Genomic DNA, 26,672 nt, shown 5'->3' with positions numbered 1-26,672 from the left:
GGTTGCCGCCAACCTGCTGGCCGACGCCGGCCGAGACGTGCTCGTGCGGACGCCGCTGCGCGGGCGGGGCTAGCTGGCGACGGTGGCGATCACCCGGGACCGGACCTCCGGGTCGGCCCACCGGTGGGAGGTGCGGTGGAGCTTGACCGCGGACCAGAGCAGGAACGGCAGCGCGAGCAGCACCGACCAGGTCCAGGGCGCCCGGGTGGTGACGCTGAACAGCAGGCCGGTGAGCGTGGTGCTCAGCGCGAGCCGCGAGGAGTAGCCGACCATCACCAGCGGCGGCGCCGGGGTCGCGCGCGAGCTGCGCAGGTCCACGGCGTAGGGGCTGCGCACCGACCAGCGCAGCGCGGTCGCGACCACCTGCAGGGTGACCACGACGGTGCCGCAGACGATCGCGACCAGCTCGGAGACGTCCGGGAGGCCGGCCCGCAGCGAGGCCAGCAGCAGGGTGGCGAGCGTGGCGACCAGCAGGATCTCCATGAGCACGGCGACCCGGGAGGCGAACGCCAGCCGCGGGGAGACCGGCAGGCTGTCGCGCCACAGCGCGCCGTGCCCGTCCAGGCACCAGGAGTTGACGCCGAACAGCAGCACGCCGCCGGAGGCGACCAGGCCGGGGAAGATCGCCACCTTGGCCCAGTCGAAGTCACCGCCGAGCGCGATCAGGCCCGGGAACAGCGCGAGCACGACCATGCCGCGGCGCATCGGCAGCGAGCGCCAGATGCCCGCCCGGTCGGTGCGCAGCAGCGCGACGAAGTCGGAGCCCGGGTTCGGGCGGGCCTTGTGCCGGGAGGACTCGACGCGCAGCTCGTCGTTCGCGGAGCGGCGGGACACCCGGTCGGCCATCCAGGCGCCGACCACCACCGAGACGATCGCGATGCCCAGCAGCCAGTTCATCATCGCCAGCCAGGGCAGCCAGTCGCCCTGGGCGCCGGCGAGGACCGCGAGCACCACCCGCAGCGTCGGGCTGTTGTCCAGCATGGGCGTGAGCCGGCCGGTGACCACGAGGAGCGCGACCAGGCCGCCGATCGCGACCGCCGTGCCCCGGACGACGTAGGAGCCGCTCGGCCCGCGGCGCAGCCACTCCACGACCCAGGCCAGGCACTGCGCCATCACGGTGCCGGTGACCAGCCAGAGGAACACCGGCGCCATCGCGACCGGCAGCAGCGGGCGGGCGCCCACGGCGTACGACGTCGCGGCGAGCAGCGTCCAGCACTGCAGCAGCCAGGCGATGTTCAGCGGCGCCATCAGCAGCGCGCCGAGGTGGTCGGTGGTCGGGCTGACCGGGAACGCGACGGCCTGGTGGCGCGGCAGCAGCTCGCGGCCGCCGCCGGTGGACGCCGCCGAGACCAGGGAGATCACCAGCACGCTGACGTAGGAGGTGGGCAGCAGGAGCAGCATGTCCTGGCGGCTGACGGTCAGCTCCGGCAGGAACGCCGGCAGCGTCGCGGCGAGCACGGTGAGGAGGACCAGCACGGCGAGGGTGACCGGCACCGCGCGGCGCGAGCGGCCGCGCAGCCCGGCGAGCCGGAACCTCAGCAGGTGCCGGACGTCGCGGGTGGCCCGGACGGCCTCCTGGGTCGCCGAGCCGAGCCGGATGCTGCGGGGCTTCCAGTCCAGCCGGCGCGGGCTGCGGGAGTCGCGCGGCCTAGTCGAGGAGCGCGCGGTAGACACCCGCACCGTCCTCCCCGCCGATCTCCGCGGCGCTCATCTCCGCCACGGCCGCGCCGCCGCGCAGGACGATCGTGTGCTGGCAGGCCTCGACGGCGAGCTCGCGCAGGTGGGTGGAGACCAGCACGGCGCTGCCGTGGGCGCGGGCGTCCGCGATGACCTCCATGGTCGCCTCGACCCCGAGCGGGTCGACACCGTCGAACGGCTCGTCGAGGAGCACGACGCGGGGCTGGTGGAACGCGGCGAGGATGACCGACATCCGCCGGCCCATGCCGTGGCTGAAGCCGCCGGTGACCCGGTGCGCCACGCCGCCGAGGTCGAACCGCTCGAGCAGGTCGCGGGCCCGGTCCTCCCAGCCGTCCGGCATCCGGCGGAGCCGGGCGGCGAGCTGCAGGTGCTCCCACGGGGTCGCGCGCGGCACCAGCCCGCCGACGTCGGGGCAGTAGCCGGTGATCCGCTTGACCGCCAGCGAGTCGGTGCGGATGTCCAGGCCCGCGACGTGCACCCGGCCCTCGGTCGGCGGGATCACGCCGGCCAGCACCCGCATGGTGGTGGACTTGCCGGCGCCGTTGCGGCCGAGCAGCGCGGTGGCGGTGCCCGCCGGGACCTGCAGGTCGATGCCCCGCACCGCGTCCACCGATCCGAACCGGACCCACAGCGACTCGATGTCGACGACGGGTCCCGCGGCGGGGACGACCACGTCGTCGGCTGGTGCGGCAGTCACCGGCCCATTGTTCCCCGCATCGGCCGGTCGTGCGTGCGATGTGCGCAAACTGCTCCCCCGTCTCGCCGATCAGGCGGGGAAGGAGCCGCCCCGCTCCGCCAGGTCCACGACGTACGACGGAGGGGCGAACCGCTCGCCGTAGGTGGCCGCGAGCTCACGGGCCCGGGCCACGAACCCGGTCAGCCCGGTGCCGGCGGGGCCCTCGTAGCCCTGCATGTACTGCACGGCGCCGCCGTACAGCGGCGGGAAGCCGATGCCCATGATCGACCCGATGTTCGCCGCGGCGGCCGAGTCGATGACGCCCTCGGCGAAGCAGGAGACGGTCTCCAGCGCCATCCGGAACAGGTACCGCTCCTGCAGGTCGACCAGCGGGACCTGGACGTCCCCGCGGGTGAAGTGCTCGCGCAGCCCGGGCCAGAGCTTCTTCTTCGCACCCTCGGGGTAGTCGTAGAACCCGGCCCCGGCGGCCTTGCCGCGGCGCCCGAACTCGTCGACCATCCGGTCGATCGTCGCGGTGCCGGGCTGCTCGGGCAGCGCGACGCCGTCCCGGGCGGCGGCCTCGAGGGTGGCCTTGCGGATGCTCCGGGTCAGCGTCAGGGACACCTCGTCGAGCATCGCCAGCGGCGGCGCCGGGAAGCCGGCCATCGTCGCGGCCCGCTCGATGGTCTGCGGGTCGACGCCCTCGTCGAGCAGCGCCGCGGCCTCGGTGAGCAACGTGCCGTAGACCCGCGAGGTGTAGAACCCGCGGCTGTCGTTGACCACGATCGGGGTCTTCTTGATCTGCTGCACGACGTCGATGGCGCGGGCGATGGTCGCGTCCGAGGTCTTCGCGCCGCGGATGATCTCCACCAGCGGCATCTTGTCGACCGGCGAGAAGAAGTGCATGCCGACGAAGTCCTCGGGCCGGTCGACGGCCGCGGAGAGCTCGGTGATCGGCAGCGTCGAGGTGTTCGAGGCGAGCAGCGCGTCGGGGTTCACGACGTGCTGCACCTCGCCGTACACGCGGGCCTTCAGGGCCGGGTCCTCGAAGACCGCCTCGATCACGCAGTCGCAGCCGGCCAGGTCGGCCGGGTCGGCGGTCGGGGTGATCCGGTCGAGGATCTCGGCCTTCTTCTCCGGCGTCATCCGCCCGCGGCCGATCGCCTTGTCCAGGATCGTCGCGGAGTAGGCCTTGCCCTTCTCGGCGGCCTCGAGGCTGACGTCCTTGAGCACCACCTCGATGCCGGAGCGGGCCGCGGAGTAGGCGATGCCGGCGCCCATCATCCCGGCGCCGAGCACGCCGAGCCGGGTCGCGGTGAACTTCTCGACGCCCTCGGGGCGCAGCGACCCGGAGCTGATCGCCTGCAGGTCGAAGAAGAACGCCTGGATCATGTTCTTGGCGTTCTGCCCGACCAGCAGCCGGGTGAGGTAGCGCGACTCGATCCGGCTCGCGGTCTCGAAGTCGACCTGCGCGCCCTCGACCGCGGCGGACAGGATCGCCCGCGGGGCCGGGTAGTTCGCGCCCTTGGTCTGCTTGCGCAGGTTGGCCGGGAACGCCGGCAGGAAGGCCGCCAGCTTGGGGGTCGACGGCGTGCCGCCGGGCATCCGGTAGCCCGCCCGGTCCCACACCTGTACGGCAGCCTCGTCGTCGTCGCGGTGCGCCAGCACCCAGGCCTTCGCGGCCGGGACGAGCGCGTCGCGGTCGGTGACGAGCTCGTCCACGAGTCCCTTCTCGAGGGCCTGCGCCGGCTTGAACCGGGTGCCGGTGAGCAGCACGCCCATCAGGCCGTCGGTGAGGCCGAGCATCCGCACGACCCGGGTGACGCCGCCACCGCCGGGCAGCAGGCCGAGGGTGACCTCGGGCAGGCCCAGCTCGGTGCGCGGGTCGTCGTAGGCGATCCGGTGGTGGCAGGCGAGCGCGATCTCCAGGCCGCCGCCGAGCGCGGCACCGTTGACCGCGGCCACGACCGGACGGCCCAGGGTCTCCAGGCGGCGCAGGTCGGCCTTCATGCCCTCGATCTCGGCGAACAGCGCGGGGGCGTCGTCCGGGGTCGCCTCGATCATCTTCTTGAGGTTGCCGCCGGCGAAGAACGTCTTCTTGCCGCTGGTCACCACGACGCCGGTGACCGACTCCTTCTCGGCCACCAGCCGGTCCACCGCGGCCCTCATCGAGTCGCGGTAGAGCTCGTTCATCGTGTTCGCGCCGGCCGTCGGGTCGTCCAGGGTCAGCGTGACGATGCCGTCGGCGTCCTGCTCGTAGCGGACGGCGGTCTGCGTGCTCGTGTCGGTCATGGGTTCCTCTGCTGAAGAGTCTGCTGAAGACGGGCGGAAGACGGGACGGGAGGTCAGATGCGCTCGACGACGGTGGCGATGCCCATGCCGCCGCCGACGCAGAGCGTGGCCAGGCCGTAGCGCAGGTCGCGGCGCTCGAGCTCGTCGATCAGCGTGCCGAGGATCATCGCGCCGGTCGCGCCGAGCGGGTGGCCCATCGCGATGGCGCCGCCGTTGACGTTCACCTTCTCGTGGGGCAGGTCGAGGTCGCGCATGAACCGCATCGCCACCGCCGCGAACGCCTCGTTGATCTCGTAGAGGTCGATGTCCGCAGGCGTCAGCCCGGCCTTGGCGAGCGCCTTGCGGGACGCCGGCGCCGGGCCGGTCAGCATGATCGTCGGGTCCGCGCCGGAGACCGCGGCGGCCAGGATCCGGGCGCGCGGGGTGAGGCCGAGGTCGATGCCGACCTGCTCGGTGCCGATCGCCACGAGCGCGGCGCCGTCGACGATCCCGGAGGAGTTGCCGGCGTGGTGCACGTGGTCGATCTCCTCGACCCAGTGGTACTTCTCCAGCGCCACCGAGTCGAAGCCGCCCTGGTCGCCGATCTGCGCGAACGACGGCTTGAGTCCGGCCAGGCTCTCGACCGTCGTACCGGGGCGGATGAACTCGTCGCGCTCCAGCACGGTCAGCCCGTTGAAGTCCTTGACGGGCACCACCGAGCGGTCGAAGAAGCCGTTGGCCTGGGCCTTGGCGGCCCGGGCCTGCGACTCGGCCGCGAACCCGTCCACGTCCTCCCGGGTCCAGCCGCCGAGCGTGGCGATCAGGTCGGCGCCGATCCCCTGGGGCACGAACGAGGTGTCCAGCGCGGTGCGGGGGTCCATCGCCCAGGCGCCGCCGTCGGAGCCCATCGGCACCCGGGACATCGACTCCACGCCACCGGCGAGGATCAGGTCCTCGAAGCCGGAGCGGACCCGCATCGCGGCCTGGTTGACGGCCTCCAGCCCCGAGGCGCAGAACCGGTTGAGCTGCACGCCCGCGACGGTCTCGGGGTAGCCCGCGGCCAGCGCCGCGGTCTTGGCGATGTCGGCCCCCTGGTCGCCGATCGGGGTGACCACGCCGAGGACCACGTCGTCGACGCGCGCCGGGTCGAGCCCGGGGTTGCGGGCCTTGACCTCGTCGAGCAGCCCGACGACCAGGTCGACGGGCTTCACCTCGTGCAAGGAGCCGTTCTTCTTGCCCTTGCCCCGGGGGGTGCGGATCGCGTCGTACACGAAGGCCTGCGGCTGCTCAGCCATGCTCGGTTGTCCCAACTGGTCGGTGACGGGGCTGCGCCTCGATTGTGACACTCCTACTGTTAAGGTCGTCAACCAGCAGCCCCTGTGATCCGTCACCCACGCCCGCCCGACCGAGCCCGAGGACCCGATGCCCGAGCAGTCCGACGAGACCGCTGAGCTGATCACCCTGGACAGCCTGACCCGCCGGGTCGGGATGTCGGTGCGCAACATCCGGTTCTACACGACCAAGGGCCTGGTGCCCCCGCCGATCCGGCGCGGCCGGTCGGGCTACTACTCCCCGGACCACGTCGCCCGGCTGGAGCTGGTCAGCGAGCTGCAGGCGCACGGCTTCCACGCTGTCCGCGATCGAGAAGTACGTCGCCCGCATCCCGGCCGACGCGTCCCCGGAGACCATCGCGCTGCACCGGACGCTGCTCGCGCCGTGGATGGCCGAGCTGCCCGAGACGATCTCGCGGCGGGAGCTCGGCAAGCGCGCCGGACGGCCGCTGTCCGACGACGACCTGGACACCCTGAACGCGCTGGGCATCGTGTTCCCGACCAAGCAGGGGAAGTACCAGGTCGCGATCGCGCACCTCTCGGTCGGCGTCGCGCTGCTCGACCTGGGCATGCCGCTGGACGCGGCGCTGGCGGCCCAGGACATCTTCACCGAGCACGGCCGCCAGGTCGCCGCGGAACTGACCGACCTGTTCCGCACCAAGGTCTGGCCGGCCTACAAGGACGGCGACTCCACGCCCGAGCAGCTGCGCGAGGTCGTCGAGCGGTTCAAGCCGGTGACGATCGCGGCGCTGGTGACGGCCTACGAGTCGGCGGTCAACGAGACCAAGCGGGAGACCGTCCACCGCCGCACCCGCTGACACACGGCGCGGTCCGGTTCGGCAGACTCGACGGGTGATGCCGCTGCCCGTGTTCCGCTACCACCCGGACCCGGTCACCACCGAGATGGTGACCGAGACCGCGCGGGCGTGCGTGTGCTGCGGGCAGGCCCGCGGCGTGGTGTACGCCGGTGCGGTGCACGCCGCGGAGGACCTCGACGAGCGGCTCTGCCCCTGGTGCATCGCGGACGGCTCGGCGGCCCGCCGGTTCGGCGCGGAGTTCACCGACGTGGGCGTCGGCGTCCCGCCGGGCGTGCCCGCCGAGGTGCTCGACGAGCTGGCCACCCGGACCGTGGGGTTCGCGGGCTGGCAGCACGAGCACTGGATGTACTGCTGCGACGACGCCGCGGCCTACCTCGGCCTGGCCGTCGACGCGCCCTCCGGGCTGATGGCCACGGCGGTCGTCGGGTCGACGTACCTGTTCCGCTGCCTGCACTGCCGCGCGGAGCTGTCCTACTCCGACGCCCCCCTGAGCCTGCTGGACCGCGGCACCCGACTCGATCAGGGCGTCCACGTCGGCGACCCCCCAGGCGGCGAGCGCCTCGCGGGTCTGGCCGCCGGGCACGCTCGGGCCGGTCGTCAGGGTCGCCCCGGTGCGGGAGAACCGCGGCGCCGGCGCGGGCTGCAGCACGCCGTCGCGCTCGACGTAGGTGCCGCGGGCCGCGAGGTGCGGGTGCGCGGCCGCCTCGGTCAGCGGCAGCACCGGGGCGACGCAGGCGTCGGTGCCGTCGAAGAGCGCGGTCCACTCGGCCTGGGTGCGCTCCTTGAACCTCGCCGTGAACGTGGCCCGCAGCGCCGGCCACCGGGCGAGGTCGTCGCGGGCCGGCGCGTCCGGGACGTCGAGCAGGTCGACCAGGACGGCGTAGAACTGCGGCTCGAGCGGGCCGACCGACATGTGCTTGCCGTCGGCGGTCTCGTAGACGTCGTAGAACGGTGCGCCGCCGTCGAGCAGGTTGGCGCCGCGCCGCTCGCGGGCGAACCCGCTGGCCAGCATGCCGGCGAACATCGCCGACAGGTGCGCGGTCCCGTCCACGATGGCGGCGTCCACGACCTGCCCGCGGCCGCTGCCCCTGGACTCGAGGAGCGCGGCGAGCACCCCGATCACGAGGTACGTCGACCCGCCACCGAAGTCGCCCAGCAGGTTGGTCGGGAACTGCGGACGGTCGGCGTCCTGCCCGAGGCCGTGCAGGGCGCCGGCGACCGCGATGTAGTTCAGGTCGTGCCCCGCGGTCGGCGCCAGCGGACCGGTCTGCCCCCAGCCGGTCATCCGCCCGTAGACCAGGCGCGGGTTGCGGGCCAGGCAGTCCTCGGGGCCGAGGCCGAGCCGCTCGGTGGCGCCCGGGCGCATGCCCTCGAGCAGCACGTCGGCGCCCTCGACGAGCGTGAGCACCGCCGCCACGGCCTCGGGACGCTTCAGGTCCAGCGCCACGCTGGGCCGGCCGCGGGTGAGCAGGTCGGTCTCCCGGGTGCCGGGACTGGTCGCGCCGCCGGGGCGCTCGACCCGGATCACGTCCGCGCCCAGGTCGGCGAGCAGCGTCGCGGCGTGCGGCCCCGGCCCGATGCCGGCGATCTCCACGACCCGGACGCCCCGCAGCGGTCCGGTCCCCTGCCCCAGTGCGTAGCTCATGCCCGCCATCCAACCAGCCCCGGTGCGCTGCGTCCGGGCTGCGGTCAGGCGGGGGCGGGCGTGGTGTGCACGAGGCGGGTGTAGACCACGACGTTGGCCTGGTAGCCGGTCTCCCGGTCGTACGCGCCGCCGCAGGTCACCAGGTTGAGCCCGGCGTAGCCGTGCGAGCCGTACACCCGGCGCGCCGGGAAGTCGGCGTTCGGGTAGGTCCGCACCCGGTCCACCCGGAACCGGGCGACCGCCCTGTCCGCCAGGCGTACGTCGACCCGGTCACCGGGCACCAGGAGGCGCAGCTCGTAGAACACCGCCGGGCCGGACAGCGAGTCGACGTGGCCGAGGATCACCGCCGAGCCGACCTGGCCCGGGGGTGGCCCCAGCCGGAACCAGCCGGCCCGGTCGGCGTCCTCGGGGGCCGGGACCTCGACGGTCCCGTCCCGGTGCACGCCGAGCCGCAGCAGCCGGGTGGACACGTGCAGCGTGGGCACGAGCAGCCGGACCGGCGGGGCGGGCGGCTGCGTGGTGGCGGGAGCCGGCGTGACCGGGTCCGCGGGGGTTGCCTGCGCCGGGGACCGCCCCGCCGCGGGTGCGGCGACCGGCGGTGCCTGCTGGTCCCGCCGGCCCTGCAGCGCCAGCACGAGGCTGGCCGCGCCGACCAGGGCCAGCACCACGGCCAGCAGGACCCACGGCGTGCGCCGTCCGCCCGGGGCGTGACGGCCGGTCACGACCGGGTGTCACGACCTTCGACGCGACGCCGGCGCGCGGCCAGGGAGGCTGCGACCGCGGCCCCGGCCAGGGCCGTCCCGCCGAGCGCCAGGAGCCGGCTGTCCGGGCCACCTGCCGCGGCGCCGCCCAGACCGGTCTCGGGGTGCCCGGGCGGGATGACCGACACCGTCGTGAGCCGCGCCCCGGTGGGCGTCGAGGTCAGGCCGGAGCCGGAGCCGGAGCCGTGCCGGCCGGTGCCGGAACCCGGGCCGTGGCTGCCCGGACCCTTGCTGCCGGACACGCTGGCGCCCTGCTGGGTGGTGGTGCCGCCCGTGCTGCCGGAGGGGCTCGCCGCCGGGGTCGTCGGGGTCGTCGGGGTCGTCCCGCCCGTCGGGGTGCCGGTGGTGCCGGCGGTCGGAGTCGCTGCCGCCGTCGGGGTCGCGCCACCGCCGCCCCCGGTCGGGGTGGCCGCGCAGCTGGGCCGGCTGACGTCGTTGGAGTCCAGGGTCACCGCGCCGTTGCGCGCCAGCACCCGGCCCTGGACGTTCGCGTCGGTGTCCAGCGAGATCGAGGTGAGCGCGAGGATGTTGCCGACGAACTCGGTGCTGGTGCCGAGGGTGGCCGAGCTGCCCACCTTCCAGTACACGTTGCACGGGTTCGCGCCGTTGATCAGCCGGACGCTCGCCCCCGAGGCGGTGATCAGCGTGGAGTCCGCCTGGAACACGAACAGCCCGTTCGGGTCGTTCTTGCCGTCCAGGGTGAGGGTGCCGGTCAGGCCGAGCGTCCCGGCGGCGTTGCTGTTGCCGTAGATGCCGGCGACCAGGGTCTGGCCCGCCAGGTCCGGGCCGACCGGTGTCTGCGGGGTCTCGCCGGCGGCCGTGTCGTAGGCGGTGACCAGGTCCTGCTCGGCCTGCGCGGCGTTGGCGTCGCCGGCGTGGATGACGCCGCCGGTCACGAGACCGGGCGGGAAGCCGACCACGGCGGTGCCGGGGCTCACGCCGAGGTCACCGGAGATGTTGCTGACCCCGGTGTTGGTCACCGTGCTGCCGGCGAGCACGGCGTACGACGTGGCCGTGCCGAGGTCGACCGGGACCTGGGCCGCGGAGGCCGGGCCGACCGCCGCGAGGGCCGCCACCAGGGCGACGCCGCCGGACAGCAGCACCGCCGGCGCGCGGGTGCCGCGGGGGCGGAGGCGGGAGGCAGGGACGACGGGCAGGGCAGGACGCATGGGTGCACCGGGGTTCGAGAGGAGGGCGGACACGCTGGCGGGGGGGACTGGTCGTGTCCGGGGGTGCCTCGACGGTAGCCGCGGTTCTTTCCGATCCGCAGTGACTCGGAAATTCTCGCAAATCGGTCTAATCACCCCTCAAGTCCACCGGCCCGGCGACCGAAGCCAGAGGGGCATCAGTGGTGGTAGGCATGCGCGGCGGCGTGCCCCCGCCCGCGGGAGATCATCGCCCGGTTCACCGGCACGGTGACCACGAACGCGACGACCAGCGAGAACACCAGCGAGCCCCAGAACAGCGCGTCGCCCAGCCCGGCGTGCAGGGCGCCCGGGACGAGCAGGATCACCAGGTTGTCGACGACCTCCATCACCAGGATCGAGACGGTGTCGGCGGCCAGGGCGACCCGGACCGCCGTCCGCAGGCCCATCCCGGCGCGGAGCACCGAGGTGCTGGTCAGCAGGTAGCCGAAGAAGAACGCCAGCAGCACCGAGAGGGCGATGCTCGGCCCGTTGGCCCAGCCCCACCAGGTGGCCAGCACCATGCCGAGGACCTCGCCGATCGCACAGCCGGTCAGGCAGTGCAGGGTCGCGGAGATCGCGGTGCGCCAGGTGTGGTCCATCCCTTCGTTATACCCCTAGGGGGTATGCCGGTCAAGAGGGCAGCACGCGGCGCAGGAACTGCCGGGTGCGGTCGTTCGTCGGCGCGCCGAGCACGTCGGTGGGGGTGCCCCGCTCCAGGATCGCGCCGTCGTGCAGGAAGCACACCTGGGAGGCGACCTCCCGGGCGAAGGCCATCTCGTGGGTGGCCAGCACCATCGTGGTGCCGCCGGTGGCCAGGTCGCGCAGGATGTCGAGCACCTCGCCGACCAGCTCCGGGTCGAGCGCGGAGGTGACCTCGTCGAGCAGCACCAGGGACGGGTCGGTGGCCAGCGCCCGGGCCAGCGCGGCCCGCTGCTGCTGGCCGCCGGAGAGCCGGTCGGGGTGCTCGTCGGCCTTGTCGGCCAGGCCGAACCGGCCGAGCAGCTCGCGCGCCCGGGCCTCGGCCTCCGCCCGGGGCGTGCCGTGCACCCGGCGCGGCGCGAGGGTGAGGTTGTCGAGCACGGTCATGTGCGGGAACAGGTTGTAGGCCTGGAACACCATCCCCATCCGGGCCCTGACCTGTCGCGCGTCCACGCGCGGGTCGGTGATCTCCTCGTCCTCGAACCAGATGCCGCCGTCGTCGACGGTCTCGAGCAGGTTCAGGCAGCGCAGCAGCGTGGACTTGCCGCTCCCCGAGGCCCCGATCAGGCAGACCACGTCGTGCGGCTCGACGTCCAGGCTGACGTCGCGCAGCACCACCTTGTCGCCGTACGCCTTGCGGAGGTTCTCGACCCGCAGCAGCGGGCTCATCGGGCCCCCGCCCGCTCGCGGCGCGCGTAGCGGCGGCCGAGCCAGTCGGTGAGCCGGGCCAGCGGGATGGTCAGCGCCACGAAGAACGCGGCCGCGACCAGGTAGGAGGAGAAGTTGAAGTTGAAGCTCGAGTACACCTGCGCCTGGCGCAGCGCCTCGACCAGCCCGACGGAGGCCACCAGGGCGGTGTCCTTCTGCAGCGAGACGAAGTCGTTGAGCAGCGGGGGTACGACGCGGCGGACCGCCTGCGGAACCACCACGAACCGCAGCGACTGGGCGTGCGAGAGGCCGAGCGCCTGCGCACTGGCGACCTGCGAGGGGTGCACGCCCTCGATGCCGGAGCGGAACACCTCCGCGACGTAGGCGCCGTAGGACAGCACCAGCGCCAGCACGCCCAGCCAGAACAGGCTGGTGGTGACGCCCTGCAGCCGCAGCGCGGGCAGCCCGAACGCGACCAGGAAGACCACCAGCAGGGTCGGCACGCCGCGGAACAGGTCGGTGTAGAGCACCGCCAGCGCGCGGACCGGGAACAGCACCGGCGCGACGGTGCCGCGGGCGACCGCGACCAGCACCCCGACCACCAGGATCAGCGGCTCGGCGACCAGGAACATCCGCACGTTCACCCAGAACGCCGACGCGATCGCCGGGAACGCCGCCTTCGCGTCCGGCCAGGACAGGAACGTCTCCTTGACCCGCGGCCAGCCCGGCGACCCGGTCAGGCCGACGAGCAGCAGCACCAGCACCGCGACCGTCGTACCGCCGGCGACCAGCCGGGCCCGGTTGTCGAGCCGACGGCGGACGCGCAGCCGCTCGACCTGCCGCGGGCTGGGGGACCAGTCGCTCACTGCAGGACGGGTACGTCGACCACGTCGGACAGCCACTGCTTCTCGAGGCCGGCCAGCGTGCCGTCGTCGCGCAGCGCGCTCAGCGCCTGGTCGACGCAGGGCACCAGCGTGCTGCCCTTCTCGAAGAGCATCCCGAACTCCTCCTGCTGACCGGTCTCCGGCTGGAACTGGCCGACGATCGTGCTCTTCGGGATCTCCGCGGCGGTGATGTAGAACGCCGTGGGCAGGTCGGAGAGGATCGCGTCGACCTGGCCGTTGAGCAGCGCCTGCTTGGCCTGGTTGGTGTCGTCGAAGACCAGCGGCTGGGTCGCCGGCTTGATCACGTCGGTGATCGCGGTCAGCGAGGTGGTGCCGGTCTGCGCGCCGAGCTTGAGGCCCTGCAGGTCGGCTAGCGAGGTGACGCCGGCGGCCCGGGACTTCTTCAGCGCGATGACGCCCTGGGCCGCGGAGTAGTAGCCGTCGGAGAACGACACCACCTCGGCGCGCTTGGGGGTGATCGAGATCTGGTTGATGTCGAAGTCGAACGACTTCGCGCCCGGGGCGTAGGAGTTGTTGAACGGCACCTTGACCCAGCTGACCTGGTCGGTGGTGAAGCCGAGCTGCTTGGCCACGGCGTAGGCGACCGCGGACTCGAAGCCCTTGCCGTTGGTCGGGTCGTTGCCGGAGAACCACGGCTCGTAGGCCGGCGAGTCGGTGCCGATGGTCAGCGTGCCGGGCTTCTTCAGCGCCAGCTTGTCCGGCGCGCAGTCGTCCGGAGCGGGGGCGCTCGACGAGCTGGTGGCGGCCGAGGGCTGGTCGCTCGAGCTGGTCGACTCCTCGACGGGGGCGCAGGCCACGGTGGCCAGGAGCAGCGGGAGGGTGGCCAGGGCGAGGCCGGGTGTCAGGCGCATGCGCCGATCGTAGGACTCGCGGGTCCGCTCCGGCCGCCGGTCTCACCGACGTGCGCCGGACCACACGTGCAACTCGTTGCATAGGGGGTCCGGTTCGGGCAGTCTGGTCGGCATGGCCCTCGAGCACGCGATCCTGGTGTCGCTGGCCGAGCAGCCCGAGCGGCCCGCCTCCGGCCTCGACCTGACCCGGCGCTTCGACCGCTCGATCGGGTTCTTCTGGAGCGCGACCCACCAGCAGATCTACCGCGTGCTGGCCCGGATGGAGGCCGACGGCTGGGTGCGCTCCACCGCCGTCGCGCAGCAGGGCCGGCCCGCCAAGAAGGTGTACGCCGTCGCGGCGGCCGGCCGCCGCGAGCTGGCCCGGTGGATCGGCGAGCCGACGCCGCTGGAGCAGTTCCGCTCCGAGGTGGCGGTCAAGCTCCGTGGTGCGTCGTACGGCGACCGGGCGGCGGTGCTCGCCCAGGTCGAGCGCCACCGCGCCGAGCACGCCACCCGGCTCGCGCACTACGAGCAGCTGGCCGCCGGCTACCCGGACCCGGCCGCGCTGGCCGACCACGACCTCGACGTCTACCTGGTGCTGCGCGGCGGCATCCGCCTCGAGCAGTTCTGGGTGGACTGGCTGACCGAGTACCTCACCGCCCACACCTCCCTCTCCGCAGGAGCTCCCGCATGACGCCGTACCCGCACCTCCTCGCCCCGCTGACGATCGGGCACCTCACGCTGCGCAACCGCACCGTGATGGGCTCGATGCACACCGGCCTGGAGGACAAGGCCAGGCACCTGCCCGAGCTCGCGGCGTACTTCGCCGAGCGGGCCCGCGGCGGCGCCGGGCTGATCGTCACCGGCGGCCACTCCCCCAACGTGCGCGGCTGGCTGCTGCCGTTCGGCTCGATGATGACCCGGCGCTCGCACGCCGACGGGCACCGCCAGGTCACCGACGCGGTGCACGCCGAGGGCGGCGCGATCGTCCTGCAGGTGCTGCACGCCGGCCGCTACGGCTACACCCCGCTGAACGTCTCGGCCTCCGCGAGCAAGTCGCCGATCACGCCGTTCAAGGCCGGCGCGCTGTCCGGGCGCGGGGTCGAGCGGACGATCCGGGACTACGTCGACGCCGCCCGGCTGGCGCGGCGGGCCGGGTACGACGGCATCGAGGTGATGGGCTCCGAGGGCTACCTGATCAACCAGTTCCTCGCCCCGCACACCAACCACCGCACCGACCGGTGGGGAGGTTCCGCGGAGAACCGGATGCGGTTCCCCGTCGAGGTGGTCCGCCGGGTCCGCGAGGCGCTCGGCGAGGACTTCCTGCTGATGTACCGGATGTCGCTGCTCGACCTGGTGCCCGGGGGCCAGACCTGGGACGAGACCGTCACCCTGGCCCGCAAGGTCGAGGCGGCCGGCGCGTCGGTGATCAACACCGGCATCGGGTGGCACGAGGCCCGGGTGCCCACGATCATCACCCAGGTCCCGCGCGCCGCCTGGGCGTCGACCACCGCCCGGCTGCGGCCCGAGCTCGGCATCCCGGTGTGCGCCTCGAACCGGATCAACACCCCCGAGGTCGCCGAGGAGGTCCTGGCCTCCGGCGGCGCCGACCTGGTCTCGATGGCCCGCCCGTTCCTGGCCGACCCGTCGTTCGTGGAGAAGGCCGCCGCCGGCCGCGCCGACGAGATCAACACCTGCATCGGCTGCAACCAGGCCTGCCTGGACCACACGTTCGCCAACCAGCGCGCCTCCTGCCTGGTCAACCCGCGCGCCTGCCACGAGACCACGCTGACGCTCGCCCCCACCCGGCACGCCCGCACCGTCGCGGTCGTCGGCGCCGGACCGGCCGGCCTCGCCACCGCGGTGGCCGCCGCCGAGCGCGGGCACGACGTGACGCTGTTCGAGGCGTCCTCCGCGCTCGGCGGACAGTTCCGGCTCGCCATGGCGATCCCCGGCAAGGAGGAGTTCGCCTCGACACTGCGGTACTACGCCCGTCGGCTCGAGGTGCTCGGGGTCGACGTACGGCTCGGCACGGCGGCGTCCGTCGCCGACCTCACGTCGTACGACGAGGTGGTGGTCGCCACCGGCGTGGTCCCGCGGTCCGTCAGCTTCGAGGGCGCCGACCACCCGTCGGTCGTCTCCTACGCGGACGCGATCTCCGGCGCCGTCCCCCTCGGCCGTCGGGTCGCGGTCGTCGGCGCCGGCGGGATCGGCGTGGACGTGGCGGTCTTCCTGACCCACACGGAGGAGGACCTCGACGAGTGGATGGCGCACTGGGGCGTGGGCGACCCGGCGCTGCACCCCGGCGGGCTGACCGAGAAGAAGCCGCGGACCCCGGCCCGCGAGGTGCACCTGCTGCAGCGCAAGGACACCGCGATCGGCAAGGGCCTGGCGAAGACCTCGGGCTGGGCGCACCGCGCGGTGCTCAAGGACTCCGGCGTGCACCTCGTCCCGGGGGTGACCTACGACCGCGTCGACGACGCCGGGCTGCACGTCACCGTCGACGGCGTCGCCCGGCTGCTCGAGGTCGACCACGTCGTGGTGTGCGCGGGCCAGGAGTCGGTGCGCACGCTGTACGACGACCTGCTGCTCGCCGGGGTGGAGGCGCACCTGATCGGCGGCGCCGACGTGGCCGCCGAGCTGGACGCCAAGCGGGCCATCAAGCAGGGCACCGAGCTCGCCGCCGCCCTGTGATGCTCAGGCTCTGGGCGACCGCACCCCCACGATCGCCAGCGCCACCCCGAGCCCGGCGACCAGCGGACCGAGGATCGCCCACAGCTCCACCCCGGTCATCGGGCTGCCCTTGAGGTACCCGAGCCCCTGGAAGGTCCACACCGCACCGATCACGACCATCAGCACGCCCAGGGTGATCGTCAGTGTCTTCCGCATGCCGCCAGCCTAGGGCCGCCGACGCGCCGACGGCGAGTCAAGCGCGACACGCCGACGACTGCGGTGTTTTCACCCGCCGACCCCTCAGGTCCGCGGCCCCCCATGCCGATGGGGCAGGGAACGCTCCGTCGCACCACTCACCCGGGGGACCCCGCGCCCATGCCCGCACCGCACCGCCCGCCCGCCCGACCGGCACGACTCGCGAGCCGGCTGCTCGCCCTGGTCGTGGCCCTGCTGGTGCTGGTCCCGGTGGCCGCGACGGCGGTGCCGATCGAGGACTTCTCCGGCTACGAGCCGCAGACCAACTGCAGCCCGGACGCCAAGCCCGGGGCCACGAAGCTGTCGGTGTGGCTGCAGGCGACCTACCCGGGCAGCGGCTCGCTGGGCATCTCCCGCTCCTGCAAGGACGGCGGCGTCTCCGAGCACAAGGAGGGCCGCGCGTTCGACTGGGCGGTCAGCGTCTACTCGCCCCGCGACCGGGCGTACGTCGCGGCGTTCCTGGCCCGGCTCTTCGCCACCGACGCCGAGGGCAACGCCGACGCGCTGGCCCGCCGGATGGGGATCATGTACCTCATCTGGAACGACCAGATCTACTCCTCCTACTACGGCTTCAGGGCCCGGCCCTACCAGGCCTGCAAGGTGCTCAGCACCTGCGGTGACACGCTGCGGCACCGCAACCACGTGCACATCTCGCTGAGCCGGGCCGGCGGCAACGGCCTGACCAGCTGGTACACCGGCGCCACCGACGTCCCAGCCGTGCCGACGGCCCCGACCGTGCCGGTCACGCCGCCGACCACCCCGGTCACGCCGACCACCCCGGCCCCGCCGACGGTGCCCGCCGTACCCCTCGTCCCGCGCACCAAGGCCGGCGTCCTCGACCTGCGCAAGCGGCCGTTCGTCACCGTCGCGGTCCCGGTGAACGGCACGACGAGGAGGACGCCGTTCAAGCTGCGCCGCGGGATCGCCTACAAGGTCACCGCCGCCGGGGTCTACGGCTACGGCACCGCTGCGCAGGTCGCCGACGCCTCCTGCCGCTGGTCGCCCACCAGCCGCCGCTGGATGCCCGCGCCGACCCGCGCGGGCAGGAAGGCCCACGGCGCCCTCGACCTTCTGGTCAACGGCCGGGCCGTCGCCGCGGGGTGCCACTCCAGCCACGTCTACACGCGCACGGTCAAGCTCAAGCGCACCGGCGCGCTCGCGCTCCGGGTCGCGAACCGGCCCGCAGGCGCCAGCGGCTCGCTGACCGTGCTGGTCTCGCGCCGCACCACCAACGTCAGCTCCGGACTGCCCCAGGCGCCCGGGCTCGCGGCGGCCCCCACCGCCACCGCGGCCCGGGCCGGGGCCGGCCTGCAGACCGAGACCGTCTCGGTGCCCGCGGCGAGCGGCACCGTGTGGACCGCGGGTGCCGTCCAGCAGGGCGTGACCTACCGGGTCACCACGAGCGGCACCGCCGGCCTCGGCGGCGGCGTGCAGACCGACGGTCGCTGCGTCGCGTCCGCCGGCGCCTGGTCGTCCCGGGTCTCGCTGGACCGGACGCACCCCGACCAGGCGCACGGCGGCCTGTACGTCGACGGCGTGCCGTTCGCCGGCACCGCGGCCGACGGCGGGGCGCTCTGCGCGACCCGCACCCACGTCGCGACCTGGACCGCGACCCGCACCGCGCAGGTCGAGCTCGCGCTCTGGGACCCGCTGACCCGCGCAGACGACACCGGCGCCGTGGTCGTCACGGTCCAGCGCCTCGACCCGGTCGCCACCCCGACCGCCGCCCCCGCCGCGACGCCGGCGGCCACCGCGCCGTGGACGCAGCGCAGCGACTCGGTGACCGTGAGCACCGGCCAGCCCACCGGCACCGACTCGGCCATGAGGGTCAAGGCCGGCCAGACGGTGACGCTGACCGCGCGCGGCAGCTACGCCTCCGGCGCGGTCCAGGCCGACGCCGCCTGTGTGGCCACCGGAGCCGGCTGGGCGCCGTACGACCCGCAGGTGCTCGGTGGCCAGGAACCGCTCGAGCTGTGGGTCGACGGCCAGCGCGTCGAGTGGCACCCGCTCACCGGTACGACGCCCTGCGCGGCGGACCACGCGTACTCGACGGCGTTCACCGCCGCCAAGAACGGGCCGCTCCGCCTCGCGGTGCTGGACGTCGACCACGGCGACAACACCGGCACCCTTGCCGTCACGCTGTCCCGCTGACGCTCACCCGCGGGGGTCAGACCAGCTGCCGGGGCTGCTCCTGCGGGGTGTCCAGGGTGCCGCGGACGTGGTGGAACACCGCCAGCAGCACCCCGACGCCCATCCACGCAAGCCCGAGGACCTTCGCGTGCGGGTCCGCGCTCCACAGCGCGTAGGCCAGCACCGCGGCTCCCAGCACGGGCGAGACGACGTGCGCGAACCAGCTCCGCCGGCTCCCGCGGATGCCCAGGTGCCACAGCACCGCGACGTGCAGCAGGATGTATGCGGTCAGCGCGCCGAAGGTCACCAGCGTGATGAGCAGGGTCGAGTGCTGGGAGCCCACCAGCCCGATGACCAGCGAGAGGCCGGCGATCAGCAGCATCGCGTTCTGCGGGACCTGGCGGTCGGTGACCACGGTGGACAGCACGCGCGGCAGCAGGCGGTCCCGCGCCATGCTGAACACCAGGCGCGACGAGGTCGCCTGGGAGGCGATGGAGTTGGCGAAGATCGCGATCAACGCTGAGGTCAGGGTGACCACGACCTTGAACCAGCTGCCCAGGATGTCCCCGGAGATGTCGTAGAACGCGTTGAGCTCCCGGTCACTGCTCGAGAAGTTCCCGTCGGCCGGCGCGAACGCGGCGGCGGCGTAGACCTGCACGACGAAGAGCACGGTGACCGCCACCAGCACGATCATCGTCGCGCGGGCGACCGCACGGCCCCCGCCCTCGGCCTCCTCGTTCAGGGTGGAGATCGCGTCGAAGCCGATGAAGCTCAGCGCGGCCAGGGGGATGGCTCCGAACACGATCCCCCAGGAGAAGCCGGCCGGCCGGTACAGCGGGTCGAGCGTGAACGTGGCCTCGCCCTGGGCCACCTTGATGACGGCGCCCACGACGAAGACCGCGAGCACGATGACCTGGATCCACAGGAACAGCATGTTCATCCGCGCGGTCACGCCGATGCCGGCCAGGTTGATCACCGCGGCCGCCACCACGAACAGGATGATCCACACCCACGCCGCGATGCCGGGTACGACGGTGGTCATCGCGATCGCGGCGAACACCGACAGCAGGGCCGGGAGCAGCAGGTAGTCCAGCAGGATCGCCCAGCCGGACAGGAAGCCGACGAACGGGTTGAGTCCCCGCCGCACGTAGGAGTAGACCGAGCCGGCGATGGGGTAGCGCAGGGCCATCTCGCGGTAGCTGATGGCGCTGAACACCATGGCGACCGCGGCGACGACGTACACCAGGGCGGCCATCCCGTGCGCGAAGCTGTCGATGGTGCCGAAGACGGCGACCGGCGCCATCGGGACCATGTAGATCAGCCCGTAGACGACGACGTCCGACAACGACATCGTGCGGCGCAGCTCCTGCTTGTAGCCGTGCTGCTCCAGCTGCTGAGCCGACTCGGCTGCCTCGTCAACGTGACGGGACGACGACATGGGGGACCTCTGTTCGTGGGACGGGAAGGGGACTGGGGCTCAGCGGGCGGGTCGGTCGTGAGTGCGCAGGAAGTCCGCGACGACGCGGTCGAACTCCTCGGGGCACTCCAGGTGCGGGGTGTGGCTGGCCCCGGCGAACTCGTGGACCACCGCGCCGGGGATCCGCTCGGCGAACGGACGCCAGGAGTCGGTGGCCTCGTCGTGCTCGCCGTAGCCGACGAGGGTGGGCAGCCGGAGGTCCTGCACCCGCTCGGCGACCGACCACTGCGCCAGGGTGCCGGTGATCGTGAACTCGCTCGGGCCGATCATCGACGTGTAGACGGTCGGGTCCTTCTCGAGCTGCGCGAACGAGTCCAGCACGTCCTGCGGCCACGGATCGAGCCGGCACAGGTGCCTGCGGTAGAACGCGTCGACCGCGGCGACGTACTCGGGGTCCTCGAAGGTCTCGGCGGACTCGTGGCGCTCGATCGCGTCGCGGACGCCCGCAGGCAGCTCCGCCAAGAGCCGCCGGGTGCCGGCGGCCCAGCCGGGCATGCTGGCGGGGCTGTCCATCAGGACCAGGCTGGTCGCCCGGCCGGGATGGGCCAGGACGTACTCCGGGGCGAGCATGCCGCCCCAGGACTGTCCGAGCAGGTGGAAGCCGTCGGCGATCCCCCAGTGCTGCACCAGCTCCTCGAGCTCGTCGACGAACAGGTCGACGGTCCAGTGCTCGGCCGGCGCGTCGGGGTGGTGGCTGCTCCGGCCGCAGCCCACCTGGTCGTAGACGATGACCTCACGGCCGTCGCCGGCGAGATCGACGAGCCTGCGCAGGTAGTCGTGCGCCATGCCCGGGCCGCCGTGCAGCACGACGAGCGGCAAGGCCCCGGGGCGCGAACGGTCGGGTATGTTGCGCTGGTACCACGTGCTCCCGTGAGCGCCGTGCAAGCGCCGCTCGACCACGTCCACATGCATGGGAACACCTCTCGTTGATGCGACCGGGAGGAGTGAAGCACGACAAAGGTCTGCTTGCAATACCTTTGCGGAGGAGGAGACATGCCAGCGGCGTCACCGCTCCACGATCGAGGACCGGTCGTCACCAAGGCCCAGGCGCTCGCGGACCGGCTCACCACCGCCATCGCCGTCGGCGCGTACTCCCCCGGCGACCGTCTTCCCTCGGAGAGGGACCTCGCCGAGCTGATGGGGGTCTCTCGCGTCACCGTGCGCGAGGCCATCCGGCTGGTCTCCGGGTTGGGACTCCTCGCCTCCGTGCGCGGCCGCGAAGGCGGAACCTTCGTCACCGAGGCCGACTGGACGACGGTCGCGCCCGACGTCGCGCTCCGCACGCTCGAGAGCGAGCTTCCGGCACTGCGGGAGTTCTGTGAGTACCGGTGCCTCGTCGAGGCCACCATCGCGCGCACCGCTGCGGAGCGGTGCACCGAAGCGGATGCCGAGCTCCTGCGCGAGCGGCTCACCCAGTTCGACTCGGCGGCCGACTCCTCCGCAGCCCGATCCGCGGACGACCGGCTGCACAGGGAGATAGCCGCCGTCGCGCGCAACGAGCGGCTCTCCGTGCTCAGCGTCGAACTGTCCCGCGAAGCCACCCTCGGCTTCGGGTCGGAGCCCTACCCCGACGAGTTCCTCAGCACGGCCCGACGAGAGCACCACGCGCTCGTCGAGGCGGTGATCGAGCGCGACACCGCCCGCGCGTTCGACGTGGCGCGTCAGCACTACGGGCTGACGCTGGAGATCCTGGAGGCCGGCCTCAGCAAGGCTCGGGCAACGACGAGCTGATCGGCCTCCCGGGCCGCACGGACTCGGCGGGACCATCGACCTGGCGCGAGATCTGCGTCGCTCAGCAGTCCCGTTGCACCTCGCTGGCGAGCGCATGAAGGCGCAGCACACCGCCCAGAATGACCCGGCCGCAACCAGCCACCTCTGAGAGTCACTTGGAAACCAGTCAACTCTGACATACCGAAGCACTTCGATCCTTCAACTGACGGCGTTACGTCCGCGCACAGGTTTGCGACAACATCCTGTTATGTCGCAATCCCAATTGCTGTCCGTAAAGCGGAAGGTTTTAGGAGTCTTCCAGCTGCCACCAAGGGGCAACAGCGCGAGTGAAGACGCATCAACGAAGGTGCGCGTTGAGCGCTGCAGCATTTGCGATCTGAGTCCGCACATCCCGAAGGATTTTCATGACAATATCGCGACCCTCGACCCATTCTTCAAGCTCTACGTACTCTTTGCGGCCGTGGGCAATGCCGTTCCTCTGTTTCAACAATCTCGAGTCAATAAACATCTTGTGAGCATCGTGAGCGCTCGCGTCACACCCCAGAGCGTGCATGATTGAAGAAAATGCCTTGAAATTCAGGTTCGAATTGGTGCGGATCATGGCATCTGTATACGGAAGTTCCGCAGGACGCAAGGCTTCCTCGCGAACCAGAGTGACAATCTCCGTGTGCCGTTCAGGATTCTTTTCTTCAGCCAGTTTTTGGAGGGATGCTCGTATAGAGACGGCGGCCAGTTCGTCGCGAAGGTCACTCAGTTTTAGACCCTTACGCGACACCCATTCCAGGTAGGCAACTCCCGAACTCTTCACGTACCCCTCCCAGTGCGCGTAAATAAGCGCCCACCCTCCACGGAGCAAGCCAGACCGTGTCAAATCTTTGGTTCTCTCTACCTGCTTCTCCCAAGAGAATAGTTCTTGATTGCGCCACTTGAGATCCGCCGTCAAGCGAGCCTCGAGATCTTCTAAGGTCCGAATCGCCATTCACTTGCCCGCTATACCGAAAAAATCCGCGCGCCGACCGCTGGCATCTTTGGTGCCCTCGTGGTCGCTCGTATGCCAGCACCGCTGTGCCGCAGGAACTCACTGTCGCTCCACAGCGCCTGAACCCGTTCTCGCAAGAGTGCCTCTCGCTGAGCTTCGGGCACCTTGATCCAGCTATCGAGATTCGTTGCCACGCCTGAGGTCACCGCTTCGTACGCTGAAACGCTGAACGCGCCAACCGTTTTACCTTTGACGGCATCGAATTTTCGGAATGCCTCTGGCCCGAGACTCCAGATAACGTCAAACACGGTGCGCACGATGGAATCGTTCCCATCGCGATCAAAAGTGTCGTCGCTTGCAATTTCGAGAAGTCGCTCAGTCAAGAACGAGTCGATATCCGCGAAGGACGACAGGGCCTCCGGTGCACTCTCTCGATAGACCAAGAATCGCACTAAGAGCTCCAAATCATACTGCTCGGCCAGTTGGCGATCCGTAATGGCCACTGTGTTTTGCAACGATTCTAGATTTCTCAGGTCCTGAAGCCAGAGATGGAATGTCGGGTCCCGCATTATTACCAGCGCGGTCCTGACTTCCTGCGGACTTGTTGCCATGCCCCCACTGTTCAAGCGATCGAAGAGTTCATACTTCACTGCGTCATCTGACTCTCGCAGCAGGATTCTGAAGTCGAGACGGGCACGCTTCAACTGCAGCTTGATGCTCTGCGGCAGTTCGGTATAAAGCATGCCCTCCAGGGCTGGCAGGTACTTGGTCTTGACTAGCGTCGAGGGGGGCATGTGCTCTTTCGACACTTCGTCGCGTAGTTCACCCATGAAGAGGAGGATTGTCGAAAGCCGTTGCAGCCCATCCACCACCTCCCAAACGCCATCCTCTGCTTGCGCAACAAAAATCGTTGGTAACGGGATGTCCAACAAGATGGATTCGATGAGTCTCGCTTGCATCTCGATTGGCCACCTGAAAAGTCGCTGAAACTCGGGACGGATCCGAATCTCCTCGTCGCGGTAGAGATTCAGTACTTCTCCGATCGACATTGCATATCCGTCAGAGCGGATACTTTGACGATTCCGGTCAATCTCGGCTTCTAGGCTCATTGACTTGCCTCTCTACTAGTTATTCAAGCTCGCTCCATAGCGGACAGCGCAGCGGTAAGTGGCGCAGAAACCCATTCGGCTCCCGATCGCGGACTAACCCTAGACGTAGCGCGGCTTCGGCACCGGCACCGCGCGTCACCTCGCCGCATCCGAACCTTCCCCACCTACTCCAGGCTCGCTCCGCAGAATCACGCACGTCGCGCGATGGTGCTCTCTTGGACCGGTCGTGATTGAAGCCGCACAGGCTCAGGCGAGGTCCCACCGAGCACCTCGACAACCGCCTGGCCCGGCCACTGCCGGAGGAGAAGTCAACAAGTAGCCGAGATACGTCAGTCGCAGCGATGACGAACCAATGGAGAACGTTCGGGACTCAGACTCCGGTCTCATCCACTGCTGCTGGCATGGTTGGCCACGTGCCTACGGGAGCGGGCGCTTCTGCTGGGCTTCATGTTTGAGGCGTTGATCGGCCGTGCCGCCGGGGCGCGCAGCAATCCAAACTTCGAACGTTGACCATTGGAGATTGTCGTAATAGTCGGCTTCGTTGTCGCTCAGATTCTTACTGGGAGGTTCGGCGCCGAGGGTGATGAGGATGTCCGGTGTGATTGGCATGGCAACGTGGTCGGCCTTCTGCACGCCGATGTCCTGGTGTGGCCCAGCGCCCGATCGTCCCTTGATTGTGGTGACGACCGGGCAGTCGCCGATGGCCAGATCGCGTGTGTCGGAGTAATGGACGTGTAGATCAAGTTGCTGGAAGCGCGTGCGGGCCGCCTGGAAGTACTCGAGGTTTTGCTGACTGTGCCACTTCGCGAGGTCATTCGCCTGGACGTCGTTGATCATTTGATCGGCCATCCATTCGAGTGATGACCGCGATGTGGCGACGAGACCGGTTCGCTGCCGCAGTGCTTCAGCCAAGAGTTCGGGCCGTGTGTCAGGTGCGTCGCGCCTGTAGCTTCCGAACGTGCGGCTGACAGCTTGACCGCGGGCTCTCACCATGCCCCTGCTGCGGAGCCAATGAAGGGCGAGCATGTCTCTAAGAGTGTCGACCGTCGGTGGGTCCATCAACGCTGCCCGATTCTTGACCCGCGCGAGAGCGGCCGGGAAATTGACTTCAAACAGGTTCCATCGGTCCTCGGACCCTCGGGAGTCCCACGAGTCGAAGTTGGTAGTGAATATTCCCGCGCCGGGGGTGCGGAGGCGACGTTGACGGAATTCACGGTCGAAGACGGCTAGGCGTCCGTCGTCGGCAGCGAATCCTTTGAGGAGTCGTTCGGTGACAGTGTGCTGGCCTCGGGCCGGGCGGATGTTGTGAGCCACAAGTTTGATTGTCGTCGACGGGCGACCGGCGCGCCGACGGGGTTGGCTGCGCGGGTTCTCCTGGCTTGAAGTGCTGCGGCATTGAGGTTTGAAGGAGCGACCGTTTGATGGAACGACCGGCACCCCTCACGATGCGTACTTCCGCGTGCCGAGCCTCATCTCCGATCGTCAGCACCCGAGGGCGTAAGGGATCTGTCGCCCAGCAAGTGAGTGTCGCCGAGCAGAGCCGCAATGAGCGCGGTTCTGAGAACCGAGACAGCCCGGCTGAGCGATCACTCGATCGCGATGACTGCTCCGCGTCGACACACATATCTTCGCTGGCGGTGCGTGGCGTGCAACATTTGGTACGTGTCGACAACCATCCCAGAGGAGGAGTTCGAAGACGGGTACGTCTTGGAGCTACGCAGACGACTGCACGGGCGCTCCCTGTGGCTGGAGTACGACCGCGACCGGGGAGCCATCGACCTCGGCATCCGGCTGAAGCGGACTGGCACTAACGAGGTGGGCCAGACGAGGGTTTGGTTCCAACTCAAGGGGCTCCACGCCGCGACGCTCAACGCGGCCAAGTTCAATGACAAAGGTGCATACGCCGACGTCGAGATCGCCCACTTGCGCGAGTGGTACGACGCTCCCGAGGTCGTATACATAGCGGTTTGGGTCGAGTCAATCAGTGAGTTCGTGGCGCTCGACGTCCGCGAGCTCGTCGAGAACAGATGGGGCGTCGACGTCCGGTGGGAGGAGGTCGGCGAGCCTGGGCAGAAGTCAATCCGCGTATGGGTCCCACCGTCCTGTCTAGTTGACGAAACATTCCTCGACGACCTCGATCGGCACGCGTCGATGCGGATCGACACCACGACATGGCGTGGCCAGTACCTCGGCCACCGCCTTGACCCGTTGCGTAACGAGCTCGACGTTGTAGAACCGTCCACTTTCAGCGAACTTGTCGATGCAATCCTCGAAGCCCACGAGTTTGTCCTCGACGTCGAGCTCGACGCTGCTGAGGTTCTTGCCGTTGACTCGGACGTAGATGTCCATCTAGCGCGCACTCGCCTGCTCCAGGGACGTCTCTTTGGGACCCTGCGATGGCCATTTCCGCTGAGTATTGAATACGGCTACACCGATCCAGCCGAACCGCGCGAGGAAGGCCAGTGGTTCACCGCGCACGGCAAGGTTTCCATCCTTGTGATGGCTAGTCCGGGCGCGTTGCGAACCCGCGCCGACCTCGACGAAGCGCGATTCGACCAGCTACTCGGAGGCGACACGGGCCAGACTGTCGTCTTTATCAATGACACCGAGCACGGCGCCGGCCCGTGGCGCACGCAGGGTCTGCGGATAGCGGGGACACCCGTCGGGCTGGGTGCGCTATCAACGCTGGTCTTGTTGACGCCGGCCCTTCACCGGTCGTTCGCAGGGAAATTGCGGTGGCGACGGCCCGTCAACCGGTACAGCTGAGGAGACTGACGACGCCGCAGCCATGATGCTGATGGGGCGTCACACCGCCGCAGAGGACGACAACCGGTCAATTCAGTGCGAGT

At 70.7% G+C, this 26,672-nt stretch carries 22 protein-coding genes and 3 pseudogenes; 8 read left to right on the top strand and 17 right to left on the bottom strand.

Annotation, left to right across the window (positions count from 1 at the left end):
• Nucleotides 1–69: 69 nt before the first annotated feature.
• The 4 genes from KRR39_RS21000 to KRR39_RS20985 form a co-directional block, all read right to left on the bottom strand.
• Nucleotides 70–1,674: a hypothetical protein gene (locus tag KRR39_RS21000; protein WP_216939343.1), complete on the bottom strand. Its 1,605-nt coding sequence runs from the start codon at nucleotides 1,672–1,674 to the stop codon at nucleotides 70–72.
• A complete protein-coding gene (locus KRR39_RS20995) occupies nucleotides 1,649–2,395 on the bottom strand; it encodes an ABC transporter ATP-binding protein (protein WP_254185311.1) in 747 nt (248 codons plus the stop codon). The genes KRR39_RS21000 and KRR39_RS20995 overlap by 26 nt, the downstream gene beginning before the upstream one ends.
• A gap of 69 nt (nucleotides 2,396–2,464) precedes the next feature.
• A complete protein-coding gene (locus KRR39_RS20990) occupies nucleotides 2,465–4,666 on the bottom strand; it encodes a 3-hydroxyacyl-CoA dehydrogenase NAD-binding domain-containing protein (RefSeq protein WP_216939342.1) in 2,202 nt (733 codons plus the stop codon).
• Between the two features lie 53 nt (nucleotides 4,667–4,719).
• Nucleotides 4,720–5,940, bottom strand: a complete 1,221-nt coding sequence (locus tag KRR39_RS20985) for an acetyl-CoA C-acetyltransferase (protein ID WP_216939341.1) — start codon at nucleotides 5,938–5,940, stop codon at nucleotides 4,720–4,722.
• Nucleotides 5,941–6,067: 127 nt separating this feature from the next.
• Here KRR39_RS20985 and KRR39_RS26370 point away from each other — a divergent pair.
• The 3 genes and pseudogenes from KRR39_RS26370 to KRR39_RS25215 form a co-directional block, all read left to right on the top strand.
• Nucleotides 6,068–6,211, top strand: a pseudogene (locus tag KRR39_RS26370) (MerR family DNA-binding transcriptional regulator); the annotation flags it as partial.
• Between the two features lie 154 nt (nucleotides 6,212–6,365).
• A complete protein-coding gene (locus KRR39_RS25220; protein ID WP_254185310.1) occupies nucleotides 6,366–6,794 on the top strand; it encodes a hypothetical protein in 429 nt (142 codons plus the stop codon).
• Nucleotides 6,795–6,831: 37 nt separating this feature from the next.
• A pseudogene (locus KRR39_RS25215) lies at nucleotides 6,832–7,116 on the top strand (CbrC family protein); the annotation flags it as partial.
• Nucleotides 7,117–7,452: 336 nt separating this feature from the next.
• Here the strand turns inward: KRR39_RS25215 and KRR39_RS20970 are convergent.
• From KRR39_RS20970 to KRR39_RS20940, 7 genes and pseudogenes are all read right to left on the bottom strand, one after another.
• Nucleotides 7,453–8,439 (bottom strand): annotated as a pseudogene (locus KRR39_RS20970) (CaiB/BaiF CoA transferase family protein); the annotation flags it as partial.
• A gap of 44 nt (nucleotides 8,440–8,483) precedes the next feature.
• On the bottom strand, nucleotides 8,484–9,161 hold the full coding sequence (locus KRR39_RS20965) for a class F sortase (protein WP_216939340.1): 678 nt from the start codon (nucleotides 9,159–9,161) through the stop codon (nucleotides 8,484–8,486).
• Nucleotides 9,158–10,369, bottom strand: coding sequence for an ice-binding family protein (locus KRR39_RS20960; protein ID WP_216939339.1), 1,212 nt, complete (start codon nucleotides 10,367–10,369; stop codon nucleotides 9,158–9,160). The genes KRR39_RS20965 and KRR39_RS20960 overlap by 4 nt, the downstream gene beginning before the upstream one ends.
• Before the next feature lie 176 nt (nucleotides 10,370–10,545).
• Nucleotides 10,546–10,986 carry a DUF4396 domain-containing protein gene (locus tag KRR39_RS20955; RefSeq protein ID WP_216939338.1) on the bottom strand — a complete coding sequence of 147 codons (441 nt, stop codon included), beginning with the start codon at nucleotides 10,984–10,986 and terminating at the stop codon, nucleotides 10,546–10,548.
• 31 nt (nucleotides 10,987–11,017) lie between these two features.
• Complete coding sequence (locus tag KRR39_RS20950) at nucleotides 11,018–11,755, bottom strand: amino acid ABC transporter ATP-binding protein (protein WP_216939337.1); 738 nt, start codon at nucleotides 11,753–11,755, stop codon at nucleotides 11,018–11,020.
• The gene (locus KRR39_RS20945; protein WP_254185309.1) at nucleotides 11,752–12,600 is read right to left on the bottom strand and encodes an amino acid ABC transporter permease; all 849 of its coding nucleotides are present in this window, start codon (nucleotides 12,598–12,600) and stop codon (nucleotides 11,752–11,754) included. Before KRR39_RS20945 ends, KRR39_RS20950 begins: the two co-directional genes overlap by 4 nt.
• Entirely contained in the window at nucleotides 12,597–13,490 is an 894-nt protein-coding gene (locus tag KRR39_RS20940) for an ABC transporter substrate-binding protein (RefSeq protein ID WP_216939336.1), read from the bottom strand. Before KRR39_RS20940 ends, KRR39_RS20945 begins: the two co-directional genes overlap by 4 nt.
• A 112-nt stretch (nucleotides 13,491–13,602) precedes the next feature.
• On the opposite strand from KRR39_RS20940, the gene KRR39_RS20935 reads away from it, so the two are divergent.
• Nucleotides 13,603–14,163, top strand: a complete 561-nt coding sequence (locus KRR39_RS20935; protein WP_216939335.1) for a PadR family transcriptional regulator — start codon at nucleotides 13,603–13,605, stop codon at nucleotides 14,161–14,163.
• On the top strand, nucleotides 14,160–16,163 hold the full coding sequence (locus tag KRR39_RS20930; protein WP_216939334.1) for an NADPH-dependent 2,4-dienoyl-CoA reductase: 2,004 nt from the start codon (nucleotides 14,160–14,162) through the stop codon (nucleotides 16,161–16,163). Before KRR39_RS20935 ends, KRR39_RS20930 begins: the two co-directional genes overlap by 4 nt.
• A gap of 3 nt (nucleotides 16,164–16,166) precedes the next feature.
• Here the strand turns inward: KRR39_RS20930 and KRR39_RS20925 are convergent, their stop codons facing one another.
• Nucleotides 16,167–16,358 (bottom strand): hypothetical protein, encoded by a 192-nt coding sequence (locus tag KRR39_RS20925; protein ID WP_216939333.1) that lies wholly within the window; start codon nucleotides 16,356–16,358, stop codon nucleotides 16,167–16,169.
• A 159-nt stretch (nucleotides 16,359–16,517) separates the two neighbouring features.
• Between KRR39_RS20925 and KRR39_RS20920 the strand changes: the two genes are divergently transcribed.
• Entirely contained in the window at nucleotides 16,518–18,548 is a 2,031-nt protein-coding gene (locus KRR39_RS20920) for a VldE C-terminal domain-containing protein (protein ID WP_216939332.1), read from the top strand.
• A 16-nt stretch (nucleotides 18,549–18,564) separates the two neighbouring features.
• On the opposite strand, the gene KRR39_RS20915 is transcribed toward KRR39_RS20920, so the two are convergent.
• Together KRR39_RS20915 and KRR39_RS20910 are read right to left on the bottom strand one after the other, a co-directional pair.
• A complete protein-coding gene (locus KRR39_RS20915; RefSeq protein WP_216939331.1) occupies nucleotides 18,565–19,965 on the bottom strand; it encodes an APC family permease in 1,401 nt (466 codons plus the stop codon).
• A 39-nt stretch (nucleotides 19,966–20,004) separates the two neighbouring features.
• Nucleotides 20,005–20,916 carry a proline iminopeptidase-family hydrolase gene (locus KRR39_RS20910; RefSeq protein WP_216939330.1) on the bottom strand — a complete coding sequence of 304 codons (912 nt, stop codon included), beginning with the start codon at nucleotides 20,914–20,916 and terminating at the stop codon, nucleotides 20,005–20,007.
• A gap of 81 nt (nucleotides 20,917–20,997) precedes the next feature.
• Between KRR39_RS20910 and KRR39_RS20905 the strand changes: the two genes are divergently transcribed.
• On the top strand, nucleotides 20,998–21,735 hold the full coding sequence (locus tag KRR39_RS20905) for a FadR/GntR family transcriptional regulator (RefSeq protein WP_216939329.1): 738 nt from the start codon (nucleotides 20,998–21,000) through the stop codon (nucleotides 21,733–21,735).
• A gap of 337 nt (nucleotides 21,736–22,072) precedes the next feature.
• Here the strand turns inward: KRR39_RS20905 and KRR39_RS20900 are convergent, their stop codons facing one another.
• From KRR39_RS20900 to KRR39_RS20890, 3 genes are all read right to left on the bottom strand, one after another.
• Nucleotides 22,073–22,714 carry an MAE_28990/MAE_18760 family HEPN-like nuclease gene (locus tag KRR39_RS20900; RefSeq protein WP_216939328.1) on the bottom strand — a complete coding sequence of 214 codons (642 nt, stop codon included), beginning with the start codon at nucleotides 22,712–22,714 and terminating at the stop codon, nucleotides 22,073–22,075.
• An 11-nt stretch (nucleotides 22,715–22,725) separates the two neighbouring features.
• Nucleotides 22,726–23,823, bottom strand: a complete 1,098-nt coding sequence (locus tag KRR39_RS20895) for a DUF262 domain-containing protein (RefSeq protein WP_216939327.1) — start codon at nucleotides 23,821–23,823, stop codon at nucleotides 22,726–22,728.
• A gap of 417 nt (nucleotides 23,824–24,240) precedes the next feature.
• The gene (locus KRR39_RS20890) at nucleotides 24,241–25,137 is read right to left on the bottom strand and encodes a DUF4238 domain-containing protein (RefSeq protein ID WP_216939326.1); all 897 of its coding nucleotides are present in this window, start codon (nucleotides 25,135–25,137) and stop codon (nucleotides 24,241–24,243) included.
• Between the two features lie 348 nt (nucleotides 25,138–25,485).
• Here KRR39_RS20890 and KRR39_RS20885 point away from each other — a divergent pair, with 348 nt between their 5' ends.
• On the top strand, nucleotides 25,486–26,589 hold the full coding sequence (locus KRR39_RS20885; protein ID WP_216939325.1) for a DUF4365 domain-containing protein: 1,104 nt from the start codon (nucleotides 25,486–25,488) through the stop codon (nucleotides 26,587–26,589).
• Nucleotides 26,590–26,672 lie beyond the last annotated feature (83 nt).

The organism is Nocardioides panacis, from assembly GCF_019039255.1.
In the GTDB taxonomy this organism is placed as follows: domain Bacteria; phylum Actinomycetota; class Actinomycetes; order Propionibacteriales; family Nocardioidaceae; genus Nocardioides_B; species Nocardioides_B panacis.
Note: the sequence above shows the minus strand (reverse complement) of the source record. Positions and strands in the feature narration are given on the sequence as shown.